Genomic DNA, 25,948 nt, shown 5'->3' with positions numbered 1-25,948 from the left:
GGATCTGATGGGTATCGAGGAGAAGCTGCCGAGCGGCTTCCTGCTCACCAGCGTGGAGGCCGCCGCAGGGTGGGTGCGGAAGGCGTCGCTCTTCCCCGCCACCTTCGGACTGGCCTGTTGCGCGATCGAGATGATGACGACCGGCGCCGGCCGCTACGACCTGGCCCGGTTCGGCATGGAGGTGTTCCGCGGCTCCCCGCGGCAGGCCGACCTGATGATCGTCGCCGGCCGGGTCAGCCAGAAGATGGCCCCCGTGCTGCGCCAGGTCTACGACCAGATGGCCAACCCGAAGTGGGTCATCTCGATGGGCGTCTGCGCCTCCTCCGGAGGCATGTTCAACAACTACGCGATCGTCCAGGGCGTCGACCACATCGTCCCCGTCGACATCTACCTGCCGGGCTGCCCGCCCCGCCCGGAGATGCTGATGGACGCGATCATCAAGCTGCACGAGAAGATCCAGCACGAGAAGCTCGGCGTGAACCGCCGCCGCGCCGAGGAGCAGGCCGAGGAGATCGCCCTGCACGCCACCCCGGTCAGCGAGATGCGGGGGCTGCTGCGATGAACGACCAGGTACCCGTCACCCGCAAGGAGATCCCGGTCGAGGTCGTCGGCCGCCGCCAGGGCATGTTCGGCGCCCAGGGCACCGGCGACACCTCCGGCTTCGGCGGCCTCAGCCGCCCGATCGCCCTGCCGCCCGCGAGCACCCGCCCCTACGGCGGCTGGTTCGACGAGGTCGCCGACGAGCTGGAGGGCGCCCTGGAGGAACAGGGCCTCGACCTCGCCGACGTGATCGAGAAGACCGTCGTCGAACACGGCGAACTCACCTTCTACATCGCCCGCGAGCACCTCCTGCAGACCGCCCGCACGCTCCGCGACGACCCGGCGCTCCGCTTCGAGCTCTGCCTCGGCGTGAGCGGCGTCCACTACCCCGGGGACAAGGGCCGCGAGCTGCACGCCGTCTACCACCTGCGGTCGATCACCCACGGCCGGCTGCTGCGGATCGAGGTCACCGCGCCCGACGACGACCCGCACGTCCCGTCCGTCGTCAGCGTCTACCCGACCAACGACTGGCACGAGCGCGAGACCTACGACTTCTTCGGCCTGGTCTTCGACGGCCACCCCGGCCTCACCCGGATCATGATGCCGGACGACTGGCTGGGCCACCCGCAGCGCAAGGACTACCCGCTCGGCGGCATCCCCGTCGAGTACAAGGGCGCCCAGATCCCGGCGCCCGACCAGCGGAGGTCGTACAGCTGATGAGCACCCAACACTTCGAAGAGGCGGGCGCCCGCGAGACCACCGAGGGGCGGGTCTTCACCGTCACCGGCGGCGACTGGGGCGAGGTCGTCGACGCCGTCGCCCGTGCCGACGACGAGCGGATCATCGTCAACATGGGCCCCCAGCACCCGTCCACCCACGGCGTGCTGCGCCTGATCCTGGAGATCGACGGCGAGACGGTGAAGGAGGCCCGCTGCGGCATCGGCTACCTCCACACCGGCATCGAGAAGAACATGGAGTTCCGCAGCTGGGTCCAGGGCACCACCTTCGTGACCCGCATGGACTACCTCACCCCGCTGTTCAACGAGACCGCCTACTGCCTGGCCGTCGAGAAGCTGCTCGGCATCACCGGCGACGTCCCCGAGCGCGCCAACGTCATCCGCGTTCTCATGATGGAGCTCAACCGCATCTCCTCGCACCTCGTGGCGCTCGCCACCGGCGGCATGGAGATCGGCTCCACCACGCTGATGATCTACGGCTTCCGCGACCGCGAACTCATCCTGGACATCTTCGAGCTGGTCACCGGCCTGCGGATGAACCACGCGTACATCCGCCCCGGCGGCCTCGCGCAGGACCTCCCGCCCGGCGCCGTCGACCAGATCCGCGAAGCGGTCGCCCTCTTCCGCTCCCGGATGCACGAGTACGACAAGCTCGCCACCACCAACCCGGTCTTCAAGGCCCGCCTCGTCGACGTCGGCCACCTCGACCTGGCCGGCTGCCTCGCCCTCGGCGCCACCGGCCCGATCCTGCGCGCCACCGGCCTGCCGCACGACCTGCGCAAGACCGACCCCTACTGCGGCTACGAGGACTACGACTTCGACGTCGCCACCGCCGACACCGCCGACTCCTACGGCCGCTTCCTGATCCGGCTGGAGGAGATGAAGCAGTCCCTGCGGATCGTCGAGCAGTGCCTCGACCGGCTGAAGCCCGGCCCGGTCATGGTCGGCGACAAGAAGATCGCCTGGCCCGCCCAACTCGCCGTCGGCCCCGACGGCATGGGCAACTCCCTCGACCACATCCGGAAGATCATGGGCACCTCCATGGAGGCCCTGATCCACCACTTCAAGCTGGTCACCGAGGGCTTCCGAGTGCCCGTCGGCCAGGCCTACGCGGCCGTGGAGTCCGCGAAGGGCGAACTCGGGGTGCACGTGGTCAGCGACGGAGGCACCCGGCCCTACCGGGTCCACTTCCGCGACCCCTCGTTCACCAACCTGCAGACGATGGCGGCGATGTGCGAGGGCGGCCAGGTCGCCGACGTCATCGTCGCAGTGGCCGGGATCGACCCGGTGATGGGAGGCGTGGACCGGTGACCAACGTCGAACTCGGGCTGCCGGCACTGCCGGCCGTGCCCTACCCCGCCGAGGTGCACCAGCGCCTCGCCGCCGACGCGGCCGAACTGATCGGCCGCTACCCGGTCGCCCGCTCCGCCCTCCTCCCGCTGCTCCACCTGGTGCAGGCCGAGGACGGCTGCGTCACCCCGACCGGCATCCGCTTCTGCGCCGAGCAGCTCGACCTCACCACCGCCGAGGTCACCGCGGTCGCCACCTTCTACACCATGTACCGCCGCAGGCCCGCCGGCGACTACCACGTCGGCGTCTGCACCAACACCCTGTGCGCCGTCCTCGGCGGCGACCAGATCTTCGACGAGCTCAAGCAGCACCTCGGCATCGAGAACAACCAGACCACCGACGACGGCGCGATCTCCATCGAGCACATCGAGTGCAACGCCGCCTGCGACTACGCCCCCGTGGTGATGGTCAACTGGGAGTTCTTCGACAACCAGACCCCCGAGAGCGCCCGCCGGCTCGTCGACGACCTGCGCGCCGGACGCGAGGTCAGCCCCACCCGCGGCGCCCGGCTCTGCTCCTTCAAGGAGACCGCCCGGATCCTCGCCGGCTTCCCCGACGGACGCGACGGCGCCGTCGACGAGTCCGGCGCCGGCGGCGCCCCCTCGCTCGCGGGCCTGCGCCTCGCCAAGGGCGAGGCCCTGCCCGGCACCTCCGGCACCAAGGTGGTCTCCCCGCGGCACGAAGGGACGGAAGCGTGATGACCTCCGCAGAACCGGCCGAGAAGCTCCTCACGCCGGTCCTCTCCGCCTCCTGGGACGACGACCGCCCCTGGACCCTGGCCACCTACCGCCGCCACGACGGCTACCAGGGGCTGCGCAACGCCCTCGCCATGCCGCCGGACGACGTCATCGCCCTGGTCAAGGACTCCGGCCTGCGCGGCCGCGGCGGCGCCGGCTTCCCCACCGGCATGAAGTGGCAGTTCATCCCGCAGAACGACGGCAAGCCGCACTACCTCGTCGTCAACGCCGACGAGTCCGAGCCGGGCACCTGCAAGGACATCCCGCTGCTCTTCGCCAACCCGCACTCCCTCATCGAGGGCATGGTCATCGCCTCCTACGCGATCCGCTGCGACCACGCCTTCATCTACCTGCGCGGCGAGGTCGTCCCCGTCCTGCGCCGGCTGCAGGCCGCCGTCGCCGAGGCCTACGAGGCCGGCTTCCTCGGCAAGGACATCCTCGGCTCCGGCGTGAACCTCGACATCACCGTGCACGCCGGCGCCGGCGCCTACATCTGCGGCGAGGAGACCGCCCTCCTCGACTCCCTGGAGGGCCGCCGCGGCCAGCCCCGGCTCCGCCCGCCGTTCCCCGCCATCGCCGGCCTGTACGCCTGCCCGACGGTGGTCAACAACGTCGAGTCCATCGCCTCCGTCCCGCCGATCCTCAGCCGCGGCAAGGAGTGGTTCAAGGGCCTGGGCACCGAGAAGTCCCCCGGCTTCACCCTCTACTCGCTCTCCGGCCACGTCACCAACCCCGGCCAGTACGAGGCCCCGCTCGGCATCACCCTGCGCCAGCTGCTCGACATCAGCGGCGGCATCCGCTCCGGGCACCGCCTCAAGTTCTGGACCCCGGGCGGCTCCTCCACCCCGATGTTCACCGACCAGCACCTCGACGTGCCGCTCGACTACGAGGGCGTCGGCGCCGCCGGCTCCATGCTCGGCACCAAGGCCCTCCAGGTCTTCGACGAGACCACCTGCGTGGTCCGCGCCGTCACCCGCTGGACGGAGTTCTACGCCCACGAGTCCTGCGGCAAGTGCACCCCCTGCCGCGAGGGCACCTACTGGCTCGTCCAGCTCCTCAAGCGGATCGAGGCCGGCCAGGGCGAGAGCGGCGACCTGGAGAAGCTGCTCGACATCGCCGACAACATCAACGGCAAGTCCTTCTGCGCCCTCGGCGACGGCGCCGCCAGCCCCATCGTCTCCTCGCTCCAGTACTTCCGAGAGGAGTACGAGCAGCACCTCACCGAGCGCCGCTGCCCGCTCGACCCGGCCGCCTCCACCGTCTGGGCCGGGCGGCCCCACGCCCACGAGTCCGCCACCGAGAGGGAGGTGCACGCGTGACCGTCACCGAGACCTCCACGGATCTCGTCACGCTCACCATCGACGGCGTCGAGGTCCAGGTGCCCAAGGGCACCCTGGTCATCCGCGCCGCCGAGCAGATCGGCACCCAGATCCCGCGCTTCTGCGACCACCCGCTGCTCGACCCCGCGGGCGCCTGCCGGCAGTGCATCGTGGAGGTCGAGGGCCAGCGCAAGCCCGTCGCCTCCTGCACCATCCCGGTCGCCGAGGGCATGGTCGTGCGGACCCAGCTCAGCTCACCCGTCGCCGAGAAGGCCCAGCGCGGCGTCATGGAGCTCCTGCTCATCAACCACCCGCTGGACTGCCCGGTCTGCGACAAGGGCGGCGAGTGCCCGCTGCAGAACCAGGCGATGTCCACCGGCGACGCGGACACCCGCTTCGACGGCGTGAAGCGCACCTACCCCAAGCCCGTCCCGATCTCCAGCCAGGTCCTGCTCGACCGCGAACGCTGCGTGCTCTGCGCCCGCTGCACCCGCTTCTCCCAGCAGATCGCCGGCGACCCGTTCATCGACCTCGTCGAGCGCGGCGCCCTCCAGCAGGTCGGCACCGGCGAGGGCGACGACTTCCACTCCTACTTCTCCGGCAACACCATCCAGATCTGTCCGGTCGGCGCCCTCACCTCCGCCGCCTACCGGTTCCGTTCCCGCCCGTTCGACCTGGTCTCCTCACCGAGCGTCTGCGAGCACTGCTCCGCCGGCTGCTCGCTGCGCACCGACCACCGCCGCGGCAAGGTGATGCGCCGCCTCGCCGGCGAGGAGCCGGAGGTCAACGAGGAGTGGAGCTGCGACAAGGGCCGCTTCGCCTTCCGCTACGCCCAGCGACGCGACCGCATCGCGACCCCGCTGGTCCGCGGCGAGGACGGCGAACTCGCCCCCGCCTCCTGGCCCGAGGCCCTCGCCCGGGCCGCCGAGGGCCTGCGCGGCGCCCGCACCGGCGTCCTCACCGGCGGCCGGGTCACCGTCGAGGACGCCTACGCCTACGCCAAGTTCGCCCGCACCGTGCTCGGCACCAACGACGTCGACTTCCGGGCCCGGACGCACAGCGGCGAGGAGGCCGACTTCCTGGCCGCCGCCGTCGCCGGCCGCGGCGTCGACCTCGGCGGCGAGGCACTGTCCTACCGCGACCTGGAGCAGGCCCCGGCCGTCCTGCTCGCCGGCCTGGAGCCGGAGGAGGAGTCGCCGATCGTCTTCCTGCGGCTGCGCAAGGCCGTCCGCGCCAGCGGCCAGCGGGTCTACGCGATCGCCACCCACACCACCCGCGGCCTGGCCAAGCTCGGCGGCAAGCTGCTGCCCGCCGCCCCCGGCACCGAGGCCGAGTGGCTCTCCGCGCTGGCCGGCGAGGACGTCCACGCCGACGACGCGGGCCGCGCCGCCGACGCACTGCGCTCCCCGGGCTCGGTCATCCTGGTCGGCGAGCGGCTGGCCGCGGTCAGCGGCGGGCTCACCGCCGCCCTGCGGCTCGCCCACGCCACCGGCGCCCGGCTCGCCTGGATCCCGCGCCGGGCCGGCGAGCGCGGCGCGGTCGAGGCCGGCGCCCTGCCCGGCCTGCTGCCCGGCGGCCGCCCGGTCACCGTGCTGGCCGCCCGCGCCGAGGCCGCCGCCGCCTGGGGCCTGCCCGACCTGCCGTCCCGGCTCGGCCGCGACACCGACCAGATCCTGGCCGCCGCCGCCGCCGGCGAACTGGACGCGCTGCTGGTCGGCGGCGTCGAGGTGGACGACCTGCCGGACCCGGCCCTCGCCGAGGAGGCCCTGGACCGGGTCGCATTCGTGGTCTCGCTGGAACTGCGGCCCTCCGCCGTCACCGCCCGCGCCGACGTGGTGCTGCCGGTCGCGGCGGTCGCCGAGAAGGCCGGCACCTTCCTGGACTGGGAGGGCCGGGTCCGCCTCTTCGAACCCGCACTCAAGGCCGACCAGCTGATGCAGCGCCACCTCCACCCCGACCTGCGGGTGCTGCACATGCTCGCCGACGCGCTCGGCACGCCGCTCGGCCTGCCGGACACCGCCGCGGCCCGCCGCGAGCTCGACCGGTTCACCCCCTGGGCGGGCGACCGCCCGGCCGCCCCCGCCGCGCACCCTGCCCCGCTGCCCCGCCCGGCCACCGGCCAGGCCGTGCTCGCGGGCCACCGGATGCTCCTCGACGAGGGCGTGCTGCAGATCGGCGACGACGCCCTGGCCGGCACCCGGCACCCCGTCGTCGCCCGGATCTCGGCCGCCACCGCCGCCGAGATCGGCGCCTCGGCCGCCCTGCGGGTCACCGGCCCGGCCGGCTCGATCGTCCTCCCGCTGGAGGTCACCGACGACCTGCCGGACCGCACCGTCTGGCTGCCGCTCAACTCCACCCCGGGCGGCGCCCACCGCACGCTCGGCACCACCGTCGGCCACCTGGTCACCATCGCCCCGGCACAGGAGGCGTGATGCACACTCTCGCTGCCTACGACACCCTCGGCTTCTTCGGCCGCGACCCCTGGTGGCTGGTGCTGCTCAAGGCGGTCTTCGTCTTCGCCTTCCTGGTCGGCACGGTGCTGATCGCGATCGTCTGGGAGCGCAAGGTCGTCGCCTGGATGCAGCTGCGCATCGGCCCCAACCGGCACGGCCCCTGGGGCCTGCTGCAGTCGCTCGCCGACGGCGTGAAGCTGGCCCTCAAGGAGGACCTGGTCGTCACCGGGGCCGACAAGGTCGTCTACATCCTGGCCCCGATCGTCAGCGCCATCCCGGCGTTCATGGCCTTCGCGGTGATCCCCTTCGGCCCGGCCGACGACCAGGTGTCGATCTTCGGCACCCGCACCCCGCTCCAGCTGACCGACCTGCCGATCGCCCTGCTGTACATCCTGGCCACCGCCTCGGTGGGCATCTACGGCATCGTGCTGGCCGGCTGGTCCTCCGGCTCGACGTACCCGCTGCTCGGCGGCATCCGCTCCTCCGCCCAGATGATCAGCTACGAGATCGCGATGGGCCTGTCCTTCGCGGCGGTGTTCATCTACTCCGGCTCGATGTCGACCTCGGAGATCGTCGCCTCCCAGCAGCCGACCTGGTTCGCGGTCCTGCTGCCGGTCTCGTTCATCGTCTACATCATCGCGATGGTCGGCGAGACCAACCGGGCGCCCTTCGACCTCCCGGAGGCCGAGGGCGAGCTGGTCGGCGGCTTCAACACCGAGTACTCCTCGCTGAAGTTCGCGATGTTCATGCTGGCCGAGTACGTCAACATGGTCACCGTCTCCGCCGTCGCCTCCACCCTCTTCCTGGGCGGCTGGCGCGCCCCCTGGCCGATCTCGGCCTTCTGGGCCGGCGCCAACCACGGCTGGTGGCCGATGCTCTGGATCGTCATCAAGATCCAGCTGCTGCTGTTCTTCTTCATCTGGCTGCGCGGCACGCTGCCCCGGCTGCGCTACGACCAGTTCATGAAGCTCGGCTGGAAGGTGCTCATCCCGGTCTCGCTGGTCTGGCTGGTGATGGTGGCCAGCGTCCGGGCGCTGCGCAACGAGGGCTACGACTTCGCCAAGGTCGTGCTCTACGTCGGGGCGCCGATCGCGGCGGTCCTGCTGCTCGCCCTGGTCTGGGACATGCTGCGCAAGAAGCCCGCCGCCGAGCCCGCCGAGCCGGTCCCGTTCGACCCGATGGCGGGCGGCTACCCCGTGCCGCCGCTGCCCGGACAGGAGCTCCCGCCCGTCCCGCGCCGGCGCAGCCGCGCCCCGCAACTCCAGGACGCCCTCAACGGGGCCGACCATTCCGAAGGGAGCTGAGCCGACATGTCATCGGACGAGACCGCCAAGCCGTCGATCCTCGGCCCGGCCGCCGGCTTCGGCGTGACCTTCAAGGCCATGTTCAAGAAGCGGCTCACCGAGCAGTACCCGGAGCAGAAGAAGCCCACCGCTCCGCGCTTCCACGGCCGCCACCAGCTGAACCGGCACCCCGACGGCCTGGAGAAGTGCGTCGGCTGCGAGCTGTGCGCCTGGGCCTGTCCGGCCGACGCCATCTACGTGGAGGGCGCCGACAACCGCGACGAGGAGCGCTACTCGCCCGGCGAGCGGTACGGCGCGGTGTACCAGATCAACTACGCCCGCTGCATCCTGTGCGGGCTGTGCATCGAGGCCTGCCCGACCCGGGCGCTGACCATGACCAACGAGTACGAGCTGGCCGACTCCTCGCGGGCCGACCTGATCTTCACCAAGGAGCAGCTGCTGGTCGGCCTCACCGAGGGCATGGTCGACAGCCCGCACGCCATCTTCCCCGGGGCCGACGAACAGGCCTACTACCGGGGCGAGATCACGGCGGCGGCGCCCGGCACCGAGCAGCAGGAGCGGACGAGCAGGGACAAGGAGGTGCAGTCATGACCTCCACCGGAGAGGCCGTCCAGTTCTGGATCCTCGCCGTGATCGCCGTCGGCGGTGCGCTCGGCATGCTGCTGATGAAGAAGGCGGTGCACAGCGCGCTCTGCCTGGCCGCCACCATGCTGGCGCTCGCGGTCTGCTACATCGTCCAGGGCGCGGTGTTCCTGGGCGTGGTGCAGGTCGTCGTGTACACCGGCGCGATCATGATGCTCTTCCTGTTCGTGGTGATGCTGGTCGGCGTCACCAGCGCCGACTCGCTGAAGGAGCAGCTCAAGGGGCAGCGGGTGGCCGCGGTCCTGTGCGGCCTCGGCTTCGGCGTGCTGCTGGTGGCCGGCCTGGCCAACGCGAAGCTCGGCCACTTCACCGGCCTCTCGGAGGCCAACGCCGAGGGCAACGTGCAGGGCCTGGCCCGGCTGATCTTCACCAAGTACGTCTGGGCCTTCGAGGTCACCGGCGCGCTGCTGATCACCGCCGCCATCGGCGCCATGGTGCTCACCCACCGCGAGCACGTGACCGCCCCGAAGACCCAGCGCGAGCTGGCCGCCCAGCGGGTGCGGGACAACCTGCAGGTGCCGCCGATGCCCGCGCCCGGCGTCTACGCCCGGCACAACGCGGTCGACGTCCCCGGCCTGCTGCCGGACGGCACCATCGCCGAGGACTCCGTGATGGGCACCCTGCGCGAGCGCGGCCAGATCCGCGACGTCAGCCAGGAGATGCTCCAGCGGATGGCCGAACTGGAGGACACCACGGCCTACTTCCTCGGCCGCGCCGCCTCCTCCCGGCCGGCGCCGCCCGAGCCGCGCCGGACGCTGGAGACCGCCGCCTCGACCAAGGAGGGCGAGGAGTGAACCCCGTCAACTACCTCTATCTCGCCGCCCTGCTCTTCACCATCGGTGCGTCCGGTGTGCTGATCCGGCGGAACGCGATCGTGCTGTTCATGTGCGTCGAGCTGATGCTCAACGCCTCGAACCTCGCGCTGGTCACCTTCTCCCGGCTGCACGGCAACCTGGACGGTCAGATCATCGCCTTCTTCACCATGGTGGTCGCGGCGGCCGAGGTCGTGGTCGGCCTCGCCATCATCGTGAGCATCTTCCGGACCAGGCACACCGCCTCGGTCGACGACAGCAACCTGATGAAGCTGTAGGCGGAGGGCCCACGGTGAACTCACTCATTCCGCTGCTGGTCGCTGCCCCGCTGGCCGGCGCCGCTCTGCTGCTGCTCGGCGGGCGCGCGCTCGACCGGTTCGGCCACTGGCTCGGCACCCTGGCCGCCGCCTGCTCGTTCGGCCTCGGCGCCGTGCTCTTCTTCCAGATGCTCGGCCGGCCGACCGATCAGCGGCCCGTCAACGTGCACCTGTACAGCTGGATCCCGGTCAACGGCTTCCAGGCCGACGTCGGCTTCCGGCTGGACCAGCTCTCGATGACCTTCGTCCTGCTGATCACCGGCGTCGGCACCCTGATCCACGTCTACTCGGTGGGCTACATGGCCCACGACGAGCGGCGCCGCCGGTTCTTCGGCTACCTCAACCTGTTCCTCGCGGCCATGCTGCTGCTGGTGCTGGCCGACAACTACCTGCTGCTGTACGTCGGCTGGGAGGGCGTGGGCCTCGCCTCGTACCTGCTGATCGGCTTCTGGCAGCACAAGCCCAGCGCCGCGACGGCCGCCAAGAAGGCGTTCATCGTCAACCGCGTCGGCGACATGGGCCTGTCCATCGCGATCATGCTGATGTTCACCACCTTCGGCTCGTTCGCCTTCGGGCCGGTGTTCGCCGCCGCCCCGCAGTCCAGCGAGGGCCGGCTGACCGCGATCGGCCTGATGCTGCTGCTCGCCGCCTGCGGCAAGTCCGCCCAGGTGCCGCTGCAGTCCTGGCTCGGCGACGCCATGGAGGGCCCGACCCCGGTCTCCGCCCTGATCCACGCGGCGACCATGGTGACCGCCGGCGTCTACCTGATCACCCGCTCCTCGGCCATCTTCAACCTGGCTCCGGACGCGCAGACCGTGACGGTCGTGGTCGGCACGGTCACCCTGCTCTTCGGTGCGATCGTCGGTTGTGCCAAGGACGACATCAAGAAGGCGCTGGCCGGCTCGACGATGTCGCAGATCGGCTACATGGTGCTGGCCGCCGGCCTCGGCCCGATCGGCTACGTCTTCGCGATCATGCACCTGGTCACCCACGGCTTCTTCAAGGCCGGGCTCTTCCTCGGCGCCGGATCGGTCATGCACGGCATGAACGACGAGGTGAACATGCGCCACTACGGCGGCCTGCGCAAGTACATGCCGGTCACCTTCGCCACCTTCGGCCTCGGCTACCTCGCGATCATCGGCTTCCCCGGCCTGTCCGGCTTCTTCTCCAAGGACAAGATCATCGAGGCGGCGTTCGGCAAGGGCGGCACCGAGGGCTGGATCCTCGGCCTGTGCGCCCTGATCGGCGCGGCCGTCACCGCGTTCTACATGACCCGCGTGATGGTGCTGACCTTCTTCGGCGAGAAGCGCTGGCAGCCCGACCCCGAGACCGGCGCCGAGCCGCACCCGCACGAGTCGCCGAGCGTGATGACGATGCCGATGGTGCTCCTCGCGGCCGGCTCCGTCCTCGCCGGCGGCCTGTTCAGCATCGGCGACTCCTTCGTGCACTGGCTGGAGCCGGTCACCGGCTTCGCGGAGGGCGACTCCCCGATCCCGGCCGGCGTCGTCACCGGCCTCACCACGCTCTGCATGCTCGCCGGCGTCGGCCTCGCCTACGCCATGTACGTGCGCACCCGCGTCCCGGTCACCCCGCCGGTGGGCTCCGCGCTCACCCGCGCCGCCCGGCGCGACCTGCTCCAGGACGACTTCAACCACGCCGTGCTGGTCCGGCCGGGCACCGCGCTCGCCGCCACCCTGGTCTGGTTCGACAGCCGCGGCCTGGACGGCTTCGTCAACGGCCTGGCCGCCGCCATCGGAGGCCTCTCCGGCCGCCTGCGGAGGGTGCAGACCGGTTTCGTCCGCTCCTACGCGCTCTCCATGTTCGGCGGCACGCTCGTGCTGGTCGCCACCACCCTGCTGATGAGGTCCGTCTGATGGGACGACACATGATGACTGCTGAGGGAGGCCGGCCATGAGCTACCTGCTGACGGCCACCTGCGCCGTCCCCGCCGCCGGCGCGGTGGTCACCGCCGCCCTGCCGGCCGGCTCCAGCGAGGCACGCCGCCGCACGACCAAGGCCGTCGCACTGGCCGTCTCCGCCGCGACCCTCGCGCTGACCGCCGCGATCGCCGCCGACTTCGAACCCGGCGGCCCGCGCTACCAGCTGACCGAGTCGCACAGCTGGATCCGCTCCTTCGGGATCAGCTTCTCGCTCGGCGTGGACGGCATCGGCGCCGTGCTGGCCCTGCTCACCGCGGTCCTGGTGCCGCTGGTGATGCTGGCCTCCTGGCACGACGCCGATCCGGAGCCCCGCCCCGACGGCACCTTCGAGAACCGCCGCCGCACCCAGGGCTTCTTCGCCCTGATCCTGGCCGTCGAGGCGATGGTGCTGGTGTCCTTCCTGGCCACCGACGTCTTCGTGTTCTACGTCTTCTTCGAAGCCATGCTGATCCCGATGTACTTCCTGATCGGCGGCTTCGGCGACCGCGCCGGCGGCCCGGACGCCGGGAAGCAGCGCAGCTACGCCGCGGTCAAGTTCCTGCTCTACAACCTGCTCGGCGGCCTGGTGATGCTCGCTGCGGTGATCGGCCTGTACGTGATCGCCGCCGACCAGAACCTCGCCACCTTCGACCTGCCGACCCTCACCGGCGCCATCGCCGACGGCAAGCTGGTCATCGACCCGACCGCCGAGAAGGCGCTGTTCCTCGGCTTCTTCTTCGCCTTCGCGGTCAAGGCCCCGCTCTGGCCGCTGCACACCTGGCTGCCGAACGCGATGGGCGAGTCCACCGCCGGGACGGCCGTCCTGATCACCGCGGTCGTCGACAAGGTCGGCACCTTCGCGATGCTCCGGTTCTGCCTCGGCCTCTTCCCGGACGCCTCCAAGACCTTCGCCCCGGCGATCCTGGTGCTCTCGCTGATCGGCATCGTCTACGGCGCCCTGGTCGCCATCGGGCAGAAGGACATCAAGCGGCTGGTCGCCTACGCCTCCATCTCGCACTTCGGCTTCATCATCATGGGCATCTTCGCGATGACCAGCCAGGGCCAGAGCGGCGCGACCCTCTACATGGTCAACCACGGCATCTCCACCGCCGCGTGGATGCTGGTCGCGGGCTTCCTGATCTCCCGCCGCGGCTCGCGCCTGATCGCCGACTACGGCGGCGTCCAGAAGGTCGCCCCGGTGCTCGCCGGCACCTTCCTGATCGGTGGCCTGGCCACCCTGTCGCTGCCCGGCATGGCGCCGTTCGTCAGCGAGTTCCTCGTCCTGGTCGGCACCTTCAGCCGGTACCCGGCGATCGGCATCATCGCGACCTTCGGCATCGTGCTCGCCGCGCTCTACGCCCTGCTGCTCTACCAGCGCACCATGACCGGCCCGGTCAAGCCGCGGATGGAGGGCATGTCCGACCTGAAGGTCCGCGAGCTCGCCGTGGTGGCGCCGCTGATCGCGCTGACCCTGCTGCTCGGCGTGTACCCCAAGCCGCTCACCGACATCGTCAACCCGGCGGTGGACGCCACGCTCTCCCAGGTCCACCAGACCGACCCGGCACCGGCCCACCCGGTCGCCGCCACCAGCAACGGAGGTGAGCACCGGTGACCGGATGGCTCGCAGCTGCGGGCGGCAACAGCCCCAGCATCCCGGCCCCGCACATCGAGTACGGCCAGCTCTCCCCGATGCTGGTGGTGTTCGCCGCAGCGGTCGTCGGCATCCTCGTCGAGGCGTTCCTGCCCCGCCGGCTGCGCCACACCGCGCAGATCGGCGTCTCGCTGCTCGGCCTCGGCGGCGCGTTCGCCGCCGTGGTCGTGCTCGCCGCCCAGGGCTACGGCACCACCAAGGCCGGCCTGCTGGCGATGGGCGCGGTGGCGATCGACGGCCCGGCGCTCTTCCTCCAGGGCGTCATCCTGCTGACCGCGGTGCTGGCCGTCCTCACCTACGCCGAGCGCGGGCTGGAGCCCCGCCTCAACGGGCACGGCGTGGACGCGTTCGCCGCCCAGGCCGCCGCCGTCCCCGGCGGCGAGCAGGAGCGGGACGCCACCCGGGCCGGCTTCGCCACCACCGAGGTCTTCCCGCTCACCCTCTTCGCCGTCGGCGGCATGCTGCTCTTCCCCGCCGCCAACGACCTGCTGACCATGTTCGTGGCGCTGGAGGTCTTCTCCCTCCCGCTCTACCTGCTCTGCGCGCTGGCCCGGCGCCGCCGGCTGCTCTCCCAGGAGGCGGCGGTCAAGTACTTCCTGCTCGGCGCCTTCGCCTCGGCGTTCTTCCTGTTCGGCACGGCGCTGCTGTACGGCTACGCCGGCAGCGTCCAGCTGGGCGACATCGCGGACGTGGTCTCCGGGGTCGCCCCGATGACCCCGGCGCTCGCCGTCACCACCCAGAACGACGCGCTGCTGCTGATCGGCCTGGCGATGCTCGCGGTCGGCCTGCTCTTCAAGGTCGGCGCCGTCCCGTTCCACTCCTGGACCCCGGACGTCTACCAGGGCGCGCCGACCCCGGTCACCGGCTTCATGGCGGCGGCCACCAAGACGGCGGCGTTCGGCGCCTTCCTCCGCCTCTTCTACGTGGCCTTCCCCGGCCTCAAGTGGGACTGGCGGCCCGTCATGTGGGGTGTGGCGATCCTCACCATGGTGGTCGGCGCGATCCTCGCGGTCACCCAGCAGGACGTGAAGCGGCTGCTCGCCTACTCCTCGATCGCGCACGCCGGCTTCATCCTCACCGGCCTGATCGCGACCAGCAAGCAGGGCCTGGGCGCCGTCCTCTTCTACCTGCTCGCGTACTCCTTCGTGACGCTCGGCGCCTTCGCCGTGGTCACCCTCGTCCGCGACTCCAAGGGGGAGGCCACCCACCTGTCCAGCTGGGCCGGGCTCGGACGGCGCTCCCCGCTGGTCGCCGCGGTCTTCGCGCTCTTCCTGCTGGCCTTCGCCGGCATCCCGCTGACCAGCGGCTTCACCGGGAAGTTCGCGGTGTTCCAGGCCGCCGCGGCGGGCGGCGCCACGCCGCTGGTCGTGGTCGGTGTGCTCAGCTCGGCGGTCGCGGCGTTCTTCTACATCCGCGTGATCGTGCTGATGTTCTTCTCCGACCCCCAGCCGCAGGGCCCCTCGGTGGCCGTGCCCAGCCCGCTCACCGCCACCGCCATCGGCGTCGGCGTGCTGGTCACCCTCGGCCTCGGCCTGCTGCCGCAGTACTTCCTGGACCTGGCGTCGAAGGCCTCGCTCTTCGTCCGCTAGGTCAGCGGCCCGGGCGACACCCCCGGGCCGACCGGGCACCCGGCCCCCGCCGAACGGCGGGGGCCGTTCGGCCGGGACCGTACGGCGGACGGCCCCACTCGGCCGAAGGCCGACGGAGAGGGGCGCATGCCCCGTGCAGTGATCCACTCGTGACCGGATACGCTGCCTAGTACGTGCAGGGGCACGTGCTGAGGGCGGCAGCAAGGGACCGGGGCCGCTGGATCGACCAGGGACAGGAGTGGTCTTCGTGACCGTCGTGGGGCCCTTCGGGCTGAGCGTGCAGGACCGCGATCTGACCCGCGACGTCCAGACCGGGATGGACGCCGTGGAGACGGCCCTGGCCGAGGCGGTGAAGAGCGAGGTTCCCTTCATCACCGTGACCGCCAGTCACCTCATCGAGGCCGGCGGCAAGCGCTTCCGCCCCCTCCTGGTCATGCTGGCCGCCCAGTTCGGCGATCCGTACGCGCCCGGCGTGGTGCCCGCCGCGGTCGTCGTCGAGCTCACCCACCTCGCCACGCTCTACCACGACGACGTGATGGACGAGGCCCCCGTGCGCCGCGGCGCCCCGAGCGCCAACTCCCGCTGGGACAACTCGGTCGCCATCCTCACCGGCGACTTCCTCTTCTCCCGTGCCTCGCAGGTCCTCGCCGACCTCGGCCCGGAGGCCGTCCGGATCCAGGCCGACGCCTTCGAGCGTCTGGTGACCGGTCAGATCCTGGAGACCGCGGGCCCGCGCCCCGGCGACGACCAGCTCCAGCACTACCTGGACGTCATCTCCGGCAAGACCGGCTCGCTGGTCGCCGTCTCCTGCCGCTTCGGCGCGCTGATGTCCGGCGCCGAGCCGTGGGTCGTCGACATCCTCACCCAGTACGGCGAGCGGATGGGCACCGCCTTCCAGCTCGCCGACGACGTCCTCGACATCGCCAGCGACGGCCACGAGTCCGGCAAGACCCCCGGCACCGACCTGCGCGAGGGCGTTCCCACGCTGCCCGTGCTGCTGCTGCGCCAGACCCCGGTCGACGACGACGACCCGGCCGACCTGCGGCTGCGCGAGCTCCTCGCCGGCGACCTCGCCGAGGACGACGAGCTGCACGCCGAGGCCCTGCGCCTGCTGCGCCGCCACCCGGCGCTGGAGCGCGCCCGCCGGGAGACGCTGCGCTACGCCGAGGAGGCCCGCGCGCTGCTGGAGCCGCTGCCCGACTGCCCGGCGAAGGCGGCCCTCCAGGGCCTGTGCGACGCGGTGGCGATCCGCACCATGTGAACCGGCCGTCCGGGCCGCACCGAAGGGGGCTGTTGCGTGCTGCGCGTCGTCATCGCCGAGGACTCCGTCATCCTGCGGGAGGGCCTGACCCGGCTGCTCACCGACCGCGGGCTGGAGGTCGTGGCCGCCGTCGGCGACGGCGAGGCCCTGCTGCGCGCGGTGCAGGCGCTCGCCGAGGCCGGCGGTCTGCCGGACGTGGTGGTCGCCGACGTCCGGATGCCGCCCACCCACACCGACGAGGGCGTGCGCGCCTGCGTGGCGCTGCGCGGCCTGTACCCGGGGCTCGGGGTGCTGGTGTTCTCCCAGTACGTCGAGGAGCGGTACGCCGGCGAGCTGCTCGCCGGGTCCAGCCGGGGGGTCGGCTACCTGCTGAAGGACCGGGTCGCCGAGGTCCGCGAGTTCGTGGACGCGGTGCAGCGGGTCGCCGAGGGCGGCACCGTGCTCGACCCCGAGGTGGTGCAGCAGCTGCTCAGCCGCAGCCGCCGGGGCGACGTGCTGGAGGGGCTGACCCCGCGGGAGCGCGAGGTGCTGGGCCTGATGGCGGAGGGCCGCACCAACGCGGCGATCGCCCGCCGGCTCACGGTCTCCGGCGGCGCCGTGGAGAAGCACGTCAGCAGCATCTTCCTGAAGCTGGGCCTGGCCCAGGGCGCGGACGACCACCGGCGGGTGCTCGCCGTGCTGACGTACCTGGGTTCGTAATCTCCTGGCAAACAACGGGTGTCCACCAGATGAAAAGATGGTGAGACATATGCCGTTCGTTTACCTATAATGCACCGTTGAACTACCGACGGGACGCGCGGTGCGCGGAGATGCGGAGATGAGGCAGAAGTGCGACCAGTGGTCGTGGACCGTGCGTGCCCGGAGGTCCCCAGATGATCCGCCGTATACGTGCCATCCTCCGGATCCGGACGACCGGCGGCTTCCTCCTCGCGTCGCTGATGGGCCTCTCCTTCGCCGCCCTCCCGGTGCTCGCGCTGATCCCGGCCGAGCGGGCCTTCCTCGCCGCCGCCGCGCTGAGCTACCTCACCGACGAGTGGCTGCACAGCAAGGAGCCGGACTTCATCGGCCGGCTGGCGACCTTCCGGCTCAACCGCATCATGCGCTTCCTCGCCCGGTCCGCCATGCTCATCGTGCTGGCCGACCGGGTCGACGCCCCGAACGCCCTGGTCATCGCCGCGCTCGTGGTCACCGGCATCCAGTTCGTCCTGCTGATGCTCTACACCGCGCTGCACCGCACCATCCGCATCGGCCGGGTGCTGCCCATCGTGGTCCGCAACCTCGACATGGGCGGCCTCGGCATCCCCAAGAGCCCGCCGGCCTTCCTCTACGACCGCTACCTGCGCAAGCTGCTGCACCTCGACGTGCCCGCCAACCTCGGCCTCGCGATCGGCCTGGTCACCCAGCAGTGGCGGATCACCGAGGCCGGCTACGCGCTGACCGTGACCCTGCCGCTGCTCGCGATCCTCGCCCTGCTGGTGCACTTCCGGCGGGCCCGCCGGATGCCCCGCCGCGAGCAGGTCATCGCCGCCGTCAACGAGCAGCTCGCCGCCTACCGCCCTGAGGTGGCCCTCTACTTCAGCTTCGCCGCGGTCTCCCAGGACTTCATGTACCAGGTGAACATGTGGATCGAGACGCTGGAGAGCCTCGACCGCCGCGCGGTGATCATCCTGCGCGAGCGCGGCGCCTTCCGCTTCCTCAGCCGCACCCGGCTGCCCGTCGTCTGCGTCCCCAAGGCCGACGACCTGGCCGAGATCGCCCTCGACGACGTCCGGGTCGTGCTCTACCCCGGCAACGCCGGCAAGAACGTCCACATGCTCCGGGTCGCCGAGGCCAAGCACGTCTTCATCGGCCACGGCGACAGCGACAAGCTCGCCAGCAGCAACCGCGTCAGCAAGGTCTACGACGAGATCTGGGTGGCCGGCCGGGCCGGCCGCGACCGCTACAAGCGCGTCCGGCACGCCATCACCAACGACGCCATCGTCGAGGTCGGCCGCCCGCAGCTGGCACCGATCCGGCTCCACCAGGAGCACCGCCCCGGCCCGCTGCCGGTCGTGCTCTACGCCCCCACCTGGGAGGGCTGGAGCGACGACGACTGCCACACCTCGCTCATCCCGATGGGCGTCCCACTGATCAAGAAGCTGCTCGCCGAGAACGTCCGCGTCATCTACAAGCCGCACCCGCTGACCGGCCGCCGCTCCCCGCAGGCCGCCGCCGCCGACCAGCGGATCCAGGCCATGCTGCGCGCCGACAACCGCAGCCGCGAGGCCAAGGCGACCGCCGCGGCCGTCGCCGGCTCCCGCGCCCGGCTCCAGGAGATCCAGGCCCGGATGGACGAGCTCTCCGGCCGCAACCGCACCGGGGACGACGCCCAGCAGACCCGCGAGGCCCGGCTGGTGCGCGGCGGCGACGACGCGGGCGCCTGGCAGCAGCTCTACGACGAGTGGCACCGGGTCTTCTGGGAGACCCGCGGGCCCGTCCGGCACAACGTCATCCTCAAGACGCTGCCCTCCCTCTACGAGTGCTTCAACCAGGCCGACATCCTGATCAGCGACGTCTCCAGCGTGGTCGCCGACTTCGTCGCCAGCCTCAAGCCGTACGTGCTGACCAACGCGGCGAACCTGCCCGACGACGAGTTCCGCGCCGCGTACACCACTGCGGGCGGCGCCTACCTGCTCGACCGCGAGTGCACCCGGCTCCCGGCGATCCTGGACTCCGTGCGCAGCCCGTGGCACGACCCCATGGCGCCCTACCGGCGCACCCTCAAGGAGTACGTGCTCGGCCCCGACCGGCCGACCTCCATGCAGCGCTTCAACGCCGCCGTCGGCGACCTCGCCGACAAGGCCGCCGCGCAGGCCTGGGAGCGCTCCCTGGAGGAGGGCGGGCACCTGCTCGACACGGTGCCGGAGCAGCCCGACCACGCCGAGCCGTTCGGCTGGTTCAACCGCTCCGCCGACGCCTATTCGCCCTTCCCCGACCACGGCTACCAGCCGGGGTACTACGAGGAGTACACGCACTTCGGCGGGCCCGGCGAGGGCCCGCAGGGGTACCCGCAGCCCGCCCGGCCCGGCTACGGCGGCGACGCGTACCCGGCGTACCCCGCGGACCCCCGGGACGGCCTGCGATGACGGTGAAGGTCACCGTCGTCGTCCCCACCCACGACTGCGGCCCCCGCTACTGGGCGACCCTGGCCTCGCTCCGCGACCAGACCATGGCGTCCGACGCGTACGAGGTGATCCTGGTCGACGACGGGTCCACCGACGGCACCCCCGACACGCTCCGCGGCGACACCGCGTTCACCCGCAACATCACGGTGGTCGAGGCCGAGCACAGCGGCTCCGCCGGCCGGCCCCGCAACCTCGGCCTGGAGGCGGCCCGCGGCGAGTACGTGCTGTTCGTCGACGACCACGACCGGATCGCCCCGGACGCCCTGGAACGCCTCTACGACAAGGCCGTGCAGTGCGACGCCGACATCGTCGTGCCGCGTACCGCCGGCCACGGGCGCACCGTGCCCCGGGACGTCTTCGCGGCCCCGATGGAGCGCGGCCACCTCGTGGCCGACCCCGTCCTGCTGCAGTCGCTGACACCGCACAAGCTGTTCCGGCGCTCCTTCCTCGACCGGCACGGGCTGCGCTTCCCCGAGGGGCCCGTCCCGCTCGCCGACGAGTACTTCACGCTCCGCGCGCACCTCGCCGCCCGGTCCGTCGCCGTGCTGCACGACCGCACCTGCTACCACTGGGTGCGCGACGAGGCCCGCAAGGCCGCCCCGGCCGTCCCGCTCGCCGACCACGTGCGCTCCGCCGCGTCGCTCATCGAGCTGGTCCAGCAGCAGGTGGCCCCCGGGCCCGCCCAGGACGCCCTGGTCGCCCGGCTCTACCAGGACCTCCTGCTCGACCGGCTGGACGCCCGGGTGCTGAAACTCAACGACGCGGCGATGCGCACGCGCCACCAGGAGATCGGCGCGCTGGTGCAGGCGCGGATCGCCCCGTCCGTCGACCGCCACCTGCCGGCCGGCCCGCGGGTCCGCTCCGCCGTGCTGCGCTCCGGCCGGCCCGCGGACCTGCAGACCCTGGCCCGGCACGAGGCGGTCGTCACCCACCAGACGAGGATCACCTCGGCCGGCTGGCGCGACGGCCGGCTCGCGCTGCGGGTCAGCAGCCTGCTGGTCCGCCAGGACCGGGCGGGGGAGCGCACCGCGGTCAGGTTCGTGCTGGACGGCGACCGGATCCGCTGGGACCTGCCGGCCCCGCTGCTCGCCCTGCCGGGCGTCGCCGAGGCCGCCGACGTCACCGCCGAACTCCCCGCCACCGGCGTGCGCGCCCACGCCCGCCCGCGCGAGGAGGCCTGGGACCTCTACCTGGAGACCGCCGACCACCGCGCCTCGACGGTCGCCCTCGGCCACGGCGCCGCCGGCCTGCCGCTGGTCGCCGTCCAGGCCGACGCGACGGTGCTGCTCGACCCCGCGGCGCTCGACCACGGTTCACCGGTCACCGGCCTGTGGGACCTCAGCGCGGTGCTGGACAGCTGCGGCTGGGCCCGCGCCCGCCGGATCGGCGAGGACCGCAGCCCGCTGGCCGACACCCTGCTGCGGCCCGCCTTCCTGGCCGACGGGACCTTCGTCGCGCCGTACTGGACGAAGAACGGCAACATCAGCGTCCGGATCGCGCCGGGCACCCTGGCCGGGCTGCGGACGGCCGTCCGAGAGCCGGACCGGATCCTGATCGCGGAGGCCGGCGGCGTGCTCCGGGTGCGCGTCCCGCTGGACCTCGCACCGGCGCCCGGCCCTGTCCCGGTCACCGTCGAGCTCAGCGCCGGCGACGGCGGCGAGCCGCTGCGGGTGGCCGGCGAGATCGCCCCGGACCGGATCCCCGGCCAGGCCGTCCTGGACCTCGCCGCCGCCGTGCCCGCCGCCCCGGGCCCGCTCGCCCTCGCCGTCGGCGTCCTCCAGGACGGCCGCACCACCCGCGCGGCCGACCTCGGGATCCGGCTGGGCAGGACCGCGGCCGGGCACTGGACGGCCGCCGCGGAGGCCGTGTGACCGGCAGGCGCCCGATCGGCCGTCGGCGGCTGCTCGCGGCCGGCGGCGCCCTCGGCGCGCTCGCCGCGGGCGGATCCGCCCTGGTCGCCGCGGCGGGCCGCCGCCCGGCCGCCCGGTCCGGCGCGGACACGAGCGCCGATGTGGCGACCCCGGGCGACATCGGCCCCCGCTTCACCCTGTCGGCGGCCTCCGAACCGCTGGTCCGCCAGGTCCCGCTGGCGGGCTCCGCGACCGTCATGCAGTCGTTCGGCTTCGACGTGCCCAACGGCCGGATCCTGGTCGCCCAGATCCAGAAGCGCGCCGAGGGCAACCTGCGGCTGTCCCGGCTCACCCTGGACGGCGACCTCGACGGCGAGATGGTCCTCCAGGGCTTCGGCCACGGCGGCCAGATCGGCGTCGAACCGGACGGCGACGGCACCTGGGTCTGGGTGGAGACCGACCCCGCGGTCACCGGCCGCAGCGCCTGGGGCCGCCGGATCGCCCGGCTGCGGTTCGAGGACGGCGCCACCGTCGGCAGTGGCGACCGCACCGTCAGGACCTGGGACATCGTCCCCGGCGGCACCCGGCTGACCTGCAGCGTCGACACCCGCTTCGGCCAGCTCGCGGTGCGCTACAGCCGCGCCGGGGCGGTCCGCTTCCGCGTCCTCGACCTGGCCTCGGTGAAGGCCGGCCGCCCGGCCGTCCGCTACGACCTGCCCGCCCCGCCGCCGCACGCCACCGCGCAGAACCCGCACCCGGACTCCCAGGGCTTCGCCGTGTACGGCAGCACCCTCTACACCCTGGAGGGCAACCCGTACAGCGAGGCCAACACCGCCGAGCAGCGCGGCAACGCCTACCTGACCTGCACCGACATGGCCGTGCGCGGCGGGCGGGTGGTGGAGTCCCGGCTGATCACCGACGGCCTCAAGCTGCCGTTCCGGGAGCCCGAGGGCGTCGCGGTGCTGCTCCCGGACGGCAACGGCGGGCCGGAGCGCCTCGCGTTCGGCTTCGCCTCGATCGACCCGGACGGCAACCGGCTGGCGAGCATCTACGCCAAACGGATGGCCTGACCCCCTTCCGGCGCCGGAACGGGCCGGTCACCGGCCCGCCGTCCCGTTCCGGACACCGCCGATGGCCCGAGTTCCGGTCCAGTGATCCCCGGCCGTCTTAGGATGCGATTGGTGCACCAGGCGGACGGGGCACACGGCTCACGCCCGCGGCTGGCGTCCACGAGGAGGTCCGCGGCAGTGACCAGTCAGGTCGATCAGTCAGAGGCAGTGGACGGTTCGGACGGGAGCGAGGGCCGGCCGGGGTCCGCACCGCCCTCGGCCCGGCAGGGACGGCCGGTCAAGCCCACCCGCCGCCTGGACCGGGTGATCATCCGGTTCGCCGGCGACTCCGGCGACGGCATGCAGCTCACCGGTGACCGGTTCACCTCGGAGACGGCGTCCTTCGGCAACGACCTGTCGACCCTGCCGAACTTCCCCGCGGAGATCCGGGCCCCCGCCGGCACCCTGCCGGGCGTCTCCAGCTTCCAGCTGCACTTCGCCGACCACGACATCCTGACCCCCGGCGACGCGCCGAACGTGCTGGTCGCGATGAACCCCGCCGCCCTCAAGGCCAACCTGCCCGACCTGCCGCACGGCGCCGAGATCATCGTCAACACCGACGAGTTCACCAAGCGCGCCCTCGCCAAGGTCGGCTACCCGGCCGACCCGCTGACCGACGGCTCACTGGACGCCTTCCGGCTGCACAAGGTGCCGCTGACCACGCTGACCCTGGAAGCGCTCAAGGACAGCGGCCTGGCCCGCAAGGACGCCGAACGCGCGAAGAACATGTTCGCCCTCGGCCTGCTGTCCTGGATGTACCACCGCCCCACCCACGGCACCGAGGCCTTCCTGCGGCAGAAGTTCGCCGCCAAGCCGGACATCGCCGAGGCCAACATCCTCGCCTTCCGCGCCGGCTGGAACTTCGGCGAGACCACCGAGGACTTCGCGGTCTCCTACGAGATCCCGCCCGCCCGGCTGCCCGCCGGCACCTACCGCAACATCTCCGGCAACCTCGCGCTGTCCTACGGCCTGATCGCCGCCTCCACCCGCTCCGGCCTGCCGCTGTTCCTCGGCTCCTATCCGATCACCCCGGCCTCCGACATCCTGCACGAGCTCTCCAAGCACAAGAACTTCGGCGTACGGACCTTCCAGGCCGAGGACGAGATCGCCGGCATCGGCGCGGCCCTCGGCGCGGCCTTCGGCGGGGCGCTGGGCGTCACCACCACCTCCGGCCCCGGCGTGGCGCTGAAGTCCGAGACGATCGGCCTCGCCGTCTCCCTGGAACTCCCGCTGCTGGTCGTCGACATCCAGCGCGGCGGCCCCTCCACCGGCCTGCCCACCAAGACCGAGCAGGCCGACCTGCTCCAGGCCATGTTCGGCCGCAACGGCGAGGCCCCGGTGCCGATCGTCGCCCCCGCCACCCCCGCCGAGTGCTTCACCGCCGCCCTGGAGGCGGCCCGCATCGCGCTGACCTACCGCACCCCCGTCCTGCTCCTCTCCGACGGCTACCTCGCCAACGGCTCGGAGCCCTGGCGGATCCCCGAGGTCGACGAACTCCCCGACCTCACCGTCGAGTTCGCCACCGAACCCAACCACGCCGAGCCGGACGGCAGCCGGGTCTTCCAGCCGTACAAGCGCGACCCGCACACCCTGGCCCGCCCCTGGGCCGTCCCCGGCACCCCCGGCCTCGAACACCGCATCGGCGGCATCGAGAAGCAGGACGGCACCGGCAACATCTCCTACGACCCGGCCAACCACGACTTCATGGTCCGCACCCGGCAGGCCAAGGTCGACGGCGTCGCCGTCCCGCCCGTCGAGGTCGACGACCCGAGCGGCGAGGCCCGCGTGCTGGTCCTCGGCTGGGGCTCCACCTACGGCCCGATCACCGCCGCCGTCCGCCGGGTCCGCGCCGACGGCGGCCGCGTCGCCCAGGCCCACCTGCGCCACCTCAACCCCTTCCCCGCCAACCTGGGCGCGGTGCTGAAGGCCTACGACCGCGTCATCGTCCCCGAGATGAACCTCGGCCAGCTCGCCCTGCTGCTGCGGGCCAAGTACCTCGTCGACGCCCAGTCCTACAACCAGGTCCGCGGCCTGCCGTTCAAGGCCGCCCAACTGGCCGACGTCCTGCAGGCGGCGATCGGCACCCTCGACGCGCAGGAGACCCGATGACCGACTTCCCCGCCCTGCGCCTCGTCCCGAAGTCCGACGCCCCGCAGAGCGCCAAGGACTTCAAGACCGACCAGGAAGTGCGCTGGTGCCCCGGCTGCGGCGACTACGCCATCCTCGCCGCCGTCCAGGCCTTCATGCCCGAACTCGGCATCCGCCGCGAGAACACCGTCTTCGTCTCCGGCATCGGCTGCTCCTCGCGCTTCCCGTACTACATGAACACCTACGGGATGCACTCCATCCACGGCCGCGCCCCGGCGATCGCCACCGGCCTCGCCACCTCCCGGCGCGACCTCAGCGTCTGGGTCGTCACCGGCGACGGCGACGCCCTCTCCATCGGCGGCAACCACCTCATCCACGCCCTGCGACGCAACGTCAACCTGAAGATCCTGCTGTTCAACAACCGGATCTACGGCCTGACCAAGGGTCAGTACTCGCCCACCAGCGAGATCGGCAAGATCACCAAGTCGACGCCGATGGGCTCGCTCGACGCGCCGTTCAACCCGCTCTCGCTGGCCCTCGGCGCGGAGGCCACCTTCGTCGCCCGCACCATCGACTCCGACCGCCGGCACCTCACCGACGTGCTCCGCGCCGCCGCGCAGCACCAGGGCACCGCCCTCGTGGAGATCTACCAGAACTGCAACATCTTCAACGACGGCGCCTTCGAGGTCCTCAAGGAGCCCGCCACCCGCGACGAGGCGCTGATCCGCCTCGAACACGGCAGGCCGATCCGCTTCGGCACCGACCGCGGCGTCTTCCGCCGGCCCGACGGCGAACTCACCGTCGACACCGTCACCCCGGAGAACGAGGCGCAGCTGCTCGTCCACGACGCGCGCGCCGCCGGCCCCGCCACCGCCTTCGCCCTCACCCGCCTCGCCGACGCCGACACCCTGCACCACACCCCGATCGGGGTGCTGCGCAGCGTCGAGCGGCCGGTCTACGACACCCTCATGGCCGAGCAGCTGGACGGCGCCGTCGCCCGGCAGGGCGCCGGCGACCTCGGCGCCCTGCTCACCGGGAAGGACACCTGGACGGTGGTCTAGCCCGCCCCGAACGCCCTACGGCCCCCGCACGCACCGTGCGGGGGC

General features: G+C 72.2%; 20 protein-coding genes. All 20 read left to right on the top strand.

The window, feature by feature from the left end; translation table 11 throughout:
• Nucleotides 1-7 precede the first annotated feature (7 nt).
• The 20 genes from ACFV0G_RS02615 (at nucleotide 8) to ACFV0G_RS02520 (ending at nucleotide 25,903) form a co-directional block, all read left to right on the top strand.
• Nucleotides 8-562: a NuoB/complex I 20 kDa subunit family protein gene (locus ACFV0G_RS02615; RefSeq protein WP_380540393.1), complete on the top strand. Its 555-nt coding sequence runs from the start codon at nucleotides 8-10 to the stop codon at nucleotides 560-562.
• Nucleotides 559-1,257, top strand: a complete 699-nt coding sequence (locus ACFV0G_RS02610) for an NADH-quinone oxidoreductase subunit C (protein WP_380540390.1) — start codon at nucleotides 559-561, stop codon at nucleotides 1,255-1,257. The genes ACFV0G_RS02615 and ACFV0G_RS02610 overlap by 4 nt, the downstream gene beginning before the upstream one ends.
• Entirely contained in the window at nucleotides 1,257-2,588 is a 1,332-nt protein-coding gene (locus ACFV0G_RS02605; RefSeq protein WP_380540387.1) for an NADH-quinone oxidoreductase subunit D, read from the top strand. Before ACFV0G_RS02610 ends, ACFV0G_RS02605 begins: the two co-directional genes overlap by 1 nt.
• Nucleotides 2,585-3,325, top strand: a complete 741-nt coding sequence (gene nuoE / locus ACFV0G_RS02600; protein ID WP_380540383.1) for an NADH-quinone oxidoreductase subunit NuoE — start codon at nucleotides 2,585-2,587, stop codon at nucleotides 3,323-3,325. Before ACFV0G_RS02605 ends, nuoE begins: the two co-directional genes overlap by 4 nt.
• Nucleotides 3,325-4,683 carry an NADH-quinone oxidoreductase subunit NuoF gene (nuoF, locus tag ACFV0G_RS02595; protein WP_380540380.1) on the top strand — a complete coding sequence of 453 codons (1,359 nt, stop codon included), beginning with the start codon at nucleotides 3,325-3,327 and terminating at the stop codon, nucleotides 4,681-4,683. Before nuoE ends, nuoF begins: the two co-directional genes overlap by 1 nt.
• Nucleotides 4,680-7,115, top strand: a complete 2,436-nt coding sequence (locus tag ACFV0G_RS02590) for an NADH-quinone oxidoreductase subunit G (RefSeq protein ID WP_380540377.1) — start codon at nucleotides 4,680-4,682, stop codon at nucleotides 7,113-7,115. Before nuoF ends, ACFV0G_RS02590 begins: the two co-directional genes overlap by 4 nt.
• On the top strand, nucleotides 7,115-8,440 hold the full coding sequence (gene nuoH, locus ACFV0G_RS02585) for an NADH-quinone oxidoreductase subunit NuoH (RefSeq protein ID WP_380540374.1): 1,326 nt from the start codon (nucleotides 7,115-7,117) through the stop codon (nucleotides 8,438-8,440). Before ACFV0G_RS02590 ends, nuoH begins: the two co-directional genes overlap by 1 nt.
• Nucleotides 8,441-8,446: 6 nt before the next feature.
• Nucleotides 8,447-9,031: an NADH-quinone oxidoreductase subunit NuoI gene (gene nuoI / locus ACFV0G_RS02580; RefSeq protein ID WP_380540371.1), complete on the top strand. Its 585-nt coding sequence runs from the start codon at nucleotides 8,447-8,449 to the stop codon at nucleotides 9,029-9,031.
• Nucleotides 9,028-9,876 (top strand): NADH-quinone oxidoreductase subunit J, encoded by an 849-nt coding sequence (locus ACFV0G_RS02575; RefSeq protein ID WP_380540368.1) that lies wholly within the window; start codon nucleotides 9,028-9,030, stop codon nucleotides 9,874-9,876. Before nuoI ends, ACFV0G_RS02575 begins: the two co-directional genes overlap by 4 nt.
• Nucleotides 9,873-10,172: an NADH-quinone oxidoreductase subunit NuoK gene (nuoK, locus tag ACFV0G_RS02570; RefSeq protein WP_380540365.1), complete on the top strand. Its 300-nt coding sequence runs from the start codon at nucleotides 9,873-9,875 to the stop codon at nucleotides 10,170-10,172. The genes ACFV0G_RS02575 and nuoK overlap by 4 nt, the downstream gene beginning before the upstream one ends.
• Before the next feature lie 14 nt (nucleotides 10,173-10,186).
• Nucleotides 10,187-12,085 carry an NADH-quinone oxidoreductase subunit L gene (nuoL, locus tag ACFV0G_RS02565; RefSeq protein ID WP_380540362.1) on the top strand — a complete coding sequence of 633 codons (1,899 nt, stop codon included), beginning with the start codon at nucleotides 10,187-10,189 and terminating at the stop codon, nucleotides 12,083-12,085.
• A 37-nt stretch (nucleotides 12,086-12,122) separates the two neighbouring features.
• A complete protein-coding gene (locus tag ACFV0G_RS02560) occupies nucleotides 12,123-13,742 on the top strand; it encodes an NADH-quinone oxidoreductase subunit M (protein ID WP_380540359.1) in 1,620 nt (539 codons plus the stop codon).
• Complete coding sequence (gene nuoN, locus ACFV0G_RS02555; RefSeq protein WP_380540356.1) at nucleotides 13,739-15,370, top strand: NADH-quinone oxidoreductase subunit NuoN; 1,632 nt, start codon at nucleotides 13,739-13,741, stop codon at nucleotides 15,368-15,370. Before ACFV0G_RS02560 ends, nuoN begins: the two co-directional genes overlap by 4 nt.
• A 247-nt stretch (nucleotides 15,371-15,617) precedes the next feature.
• Complete coding sequence (locus ACFV0G_RS02550; RefSeq protein ID WP_380540353.1) at nucleotides 15,618-16,631, top strand: polyprenyl synthetase family protein; 1,014 nt, start codon at nucleotides 15,618-15,620, stop codon at nucleotides 16,629-16,631.
• Between the two features lie 39 nt (nucleotides 16,632-16,670).
• The gene (locus ACFV0G_RS02545; RefSeq protein ID WP_380540420.1) at nucleotides 16,671-17,330 is read left to right on the top strand and encodes a LuxR C-terminal-related transcriptional regulator; all 660 of its coding nucleotides are present in this window, start codon (nucleotides 16,671-16,673) and stop codon (nucleotides 17,328-17,330) included.
• Between the two features lie 173 nt (nucleotides 17,331-17,503).
• A complete protein-coding gene (locus ACFV0G_RS02540; protein WP_380540350.1) occupies nucleotides 17,504-19,756 on the top strand; it encodes a hypothetical protein in 2,253 nt (750 codons plus the stop codon).
• On the top strand, nucleotides 19,753-21,666 hold the full coding sequence (locus ACFV0G_RS02535; RefSeq protein ID WP_380540347.1) for a glycosyltransferase family 2 protein: 1,914 nt from the start codon (nucleotides 19,753-19,755) through the stop codon (nucleotides 21,664-21,666). Before ACFV0G_RS02540 ends, ACFV0G_RS02535 begins: the two co-directional genes overlap by 4 nt.
• Entirely contained in the window at nucleotides 21,663-22,715 is a 1,053-nt protein-coding gene (locus ACFV0G_RS02530; RefSeq protein WP_380540344.1) for a hypothetical protein, read from the top strand. The genes ACFV0G_RS02535 and ACFV0G_RS02530 overlap by 4 nt, the downstream gene beginning before the upstream one ends.
• Before the next feature lie 177 nt (nucleotides 22,716-22,892).
• Nucleotides 22,893-24,863 (top strand): 2-oxoacid:acceptor oxidoreductase subunit alpha, encoded by a 1,971-nt coding sequence (locus tag ACFV0G_RS02525; protein WP_380540341.1) that lies wholly within the window; start codon nucleotides 22,893-22,895, stop codon nucleotides 24,861-24,863.
• Entirely contained in the window at nucleotides 24,860-25,903 is a 1,044-nt protein-coding gene (locus tag ACFV0G_RS02520) for a 2-oxoacid:ferredoxin oxidoreductase subunit beta (protein ID WP_380540338.1), read from the top strand. The genes ACFV0G_RS02525 and ACFV0G_RS02520 overlap by 4 nt, the downstream gene beginning before the upstream one ends.
• The last annotated feature ends 45 nt before the right edge of the window (nucleotides 25,904-25,948 follow it).

It is taken from the genome of Kitasatospora sp. NPDC059571, from assembly GCF_042735675.1.
Lineage (GTDB): Bacteria > Actinomycetota > Actinomycetes > Streptomycetales > Streptomycetaceae > Kitasatospora.
This window is presented reverse-complemented; position numbering and strand designations above follow the sequence as displayed.

Excerpts from the sequence above, each read along its gene's own strand:
- ACFV0G_RS02615 (WP_380540393.1), top strand. The coding sequence starts at position 8 with ATGGGTATCGAGGAGAAGCTGCCGAGCGGCTTCCTGCTCACCAGCGTG.
- ACFV0G_RS02610 (WP_380540390.1), top strand. The coding sequence starts at position 559 with ATGAACGACCAGGTACCCGTCACCCGCAAGGAGATCCCGGTCGAGGTC.
- ACFV0G_RS02605 (WP_380540387.1), top strand. The coding sequence starts at position 1,257 with ATGAGCACCCAACACTTCGAAGAGGCGGGCGCCCGCGAGACCACCGAG.
- nuoF (WP_380540380.1), top strand. The coding sequence starts at position 3,325 with ATGACCTCCGCAGAACCGGCCGAGAAGCTCCTCACGCCGGTCCTCTCC.
- nuoH (WP_380540374.1), top strand. The coding sequence starts at position 7,115 with ATGCACACTCTCGCTGCCTACGACACCCTCGGCTTCTTCGGCCGCGAC.
- nuoI (WP_380540371.1), top strand. The coding sequence starts at position 8,447 with ATGTCATCGGACGAGACCGCCAAGCCGTCGATCCTCGGCCCGGCCGCC.
- ACFV0G_RS02575 (WP_380540368.1), top strand. The coding sequence starts at position 9,028 with ATGACCTCCACCGGAGAGGCCGTCCAGTTCTGGATCCTCGCCGTGATC.
- ACFV0G_RS02560 (WP_380540359.1), top strand. The coding sequence starts at position 12,123 with ATGAGCTACCTGCTGACGGCCACCTGCGCCGTCCCCGCCGCCGGCGCG.
- ACFV0G_RS02540 (WP_380540350.1), top strand. The coding sequence starts at position 17,504 with ATGATCCGCCGTATACGTGCCATCCTCCGGATCCGGACGACCGGCGGC.
- ACFV0G_RS02535 (WP_380540347.1), top strand. The coding sequence starts at position 19,753 with ATGACGGTGAAGGTCACCGTCGTCGTCCCCACCCACGACTGCGGCCCC.
- ACFV0G_RS02520 (WP_380540338.1), top strand. The coding sequence starts at position 24,860 with ATGACCGACTTCCCCGCCCTGCGCCTCGTCCCGAAGTCCGACGCCCCG.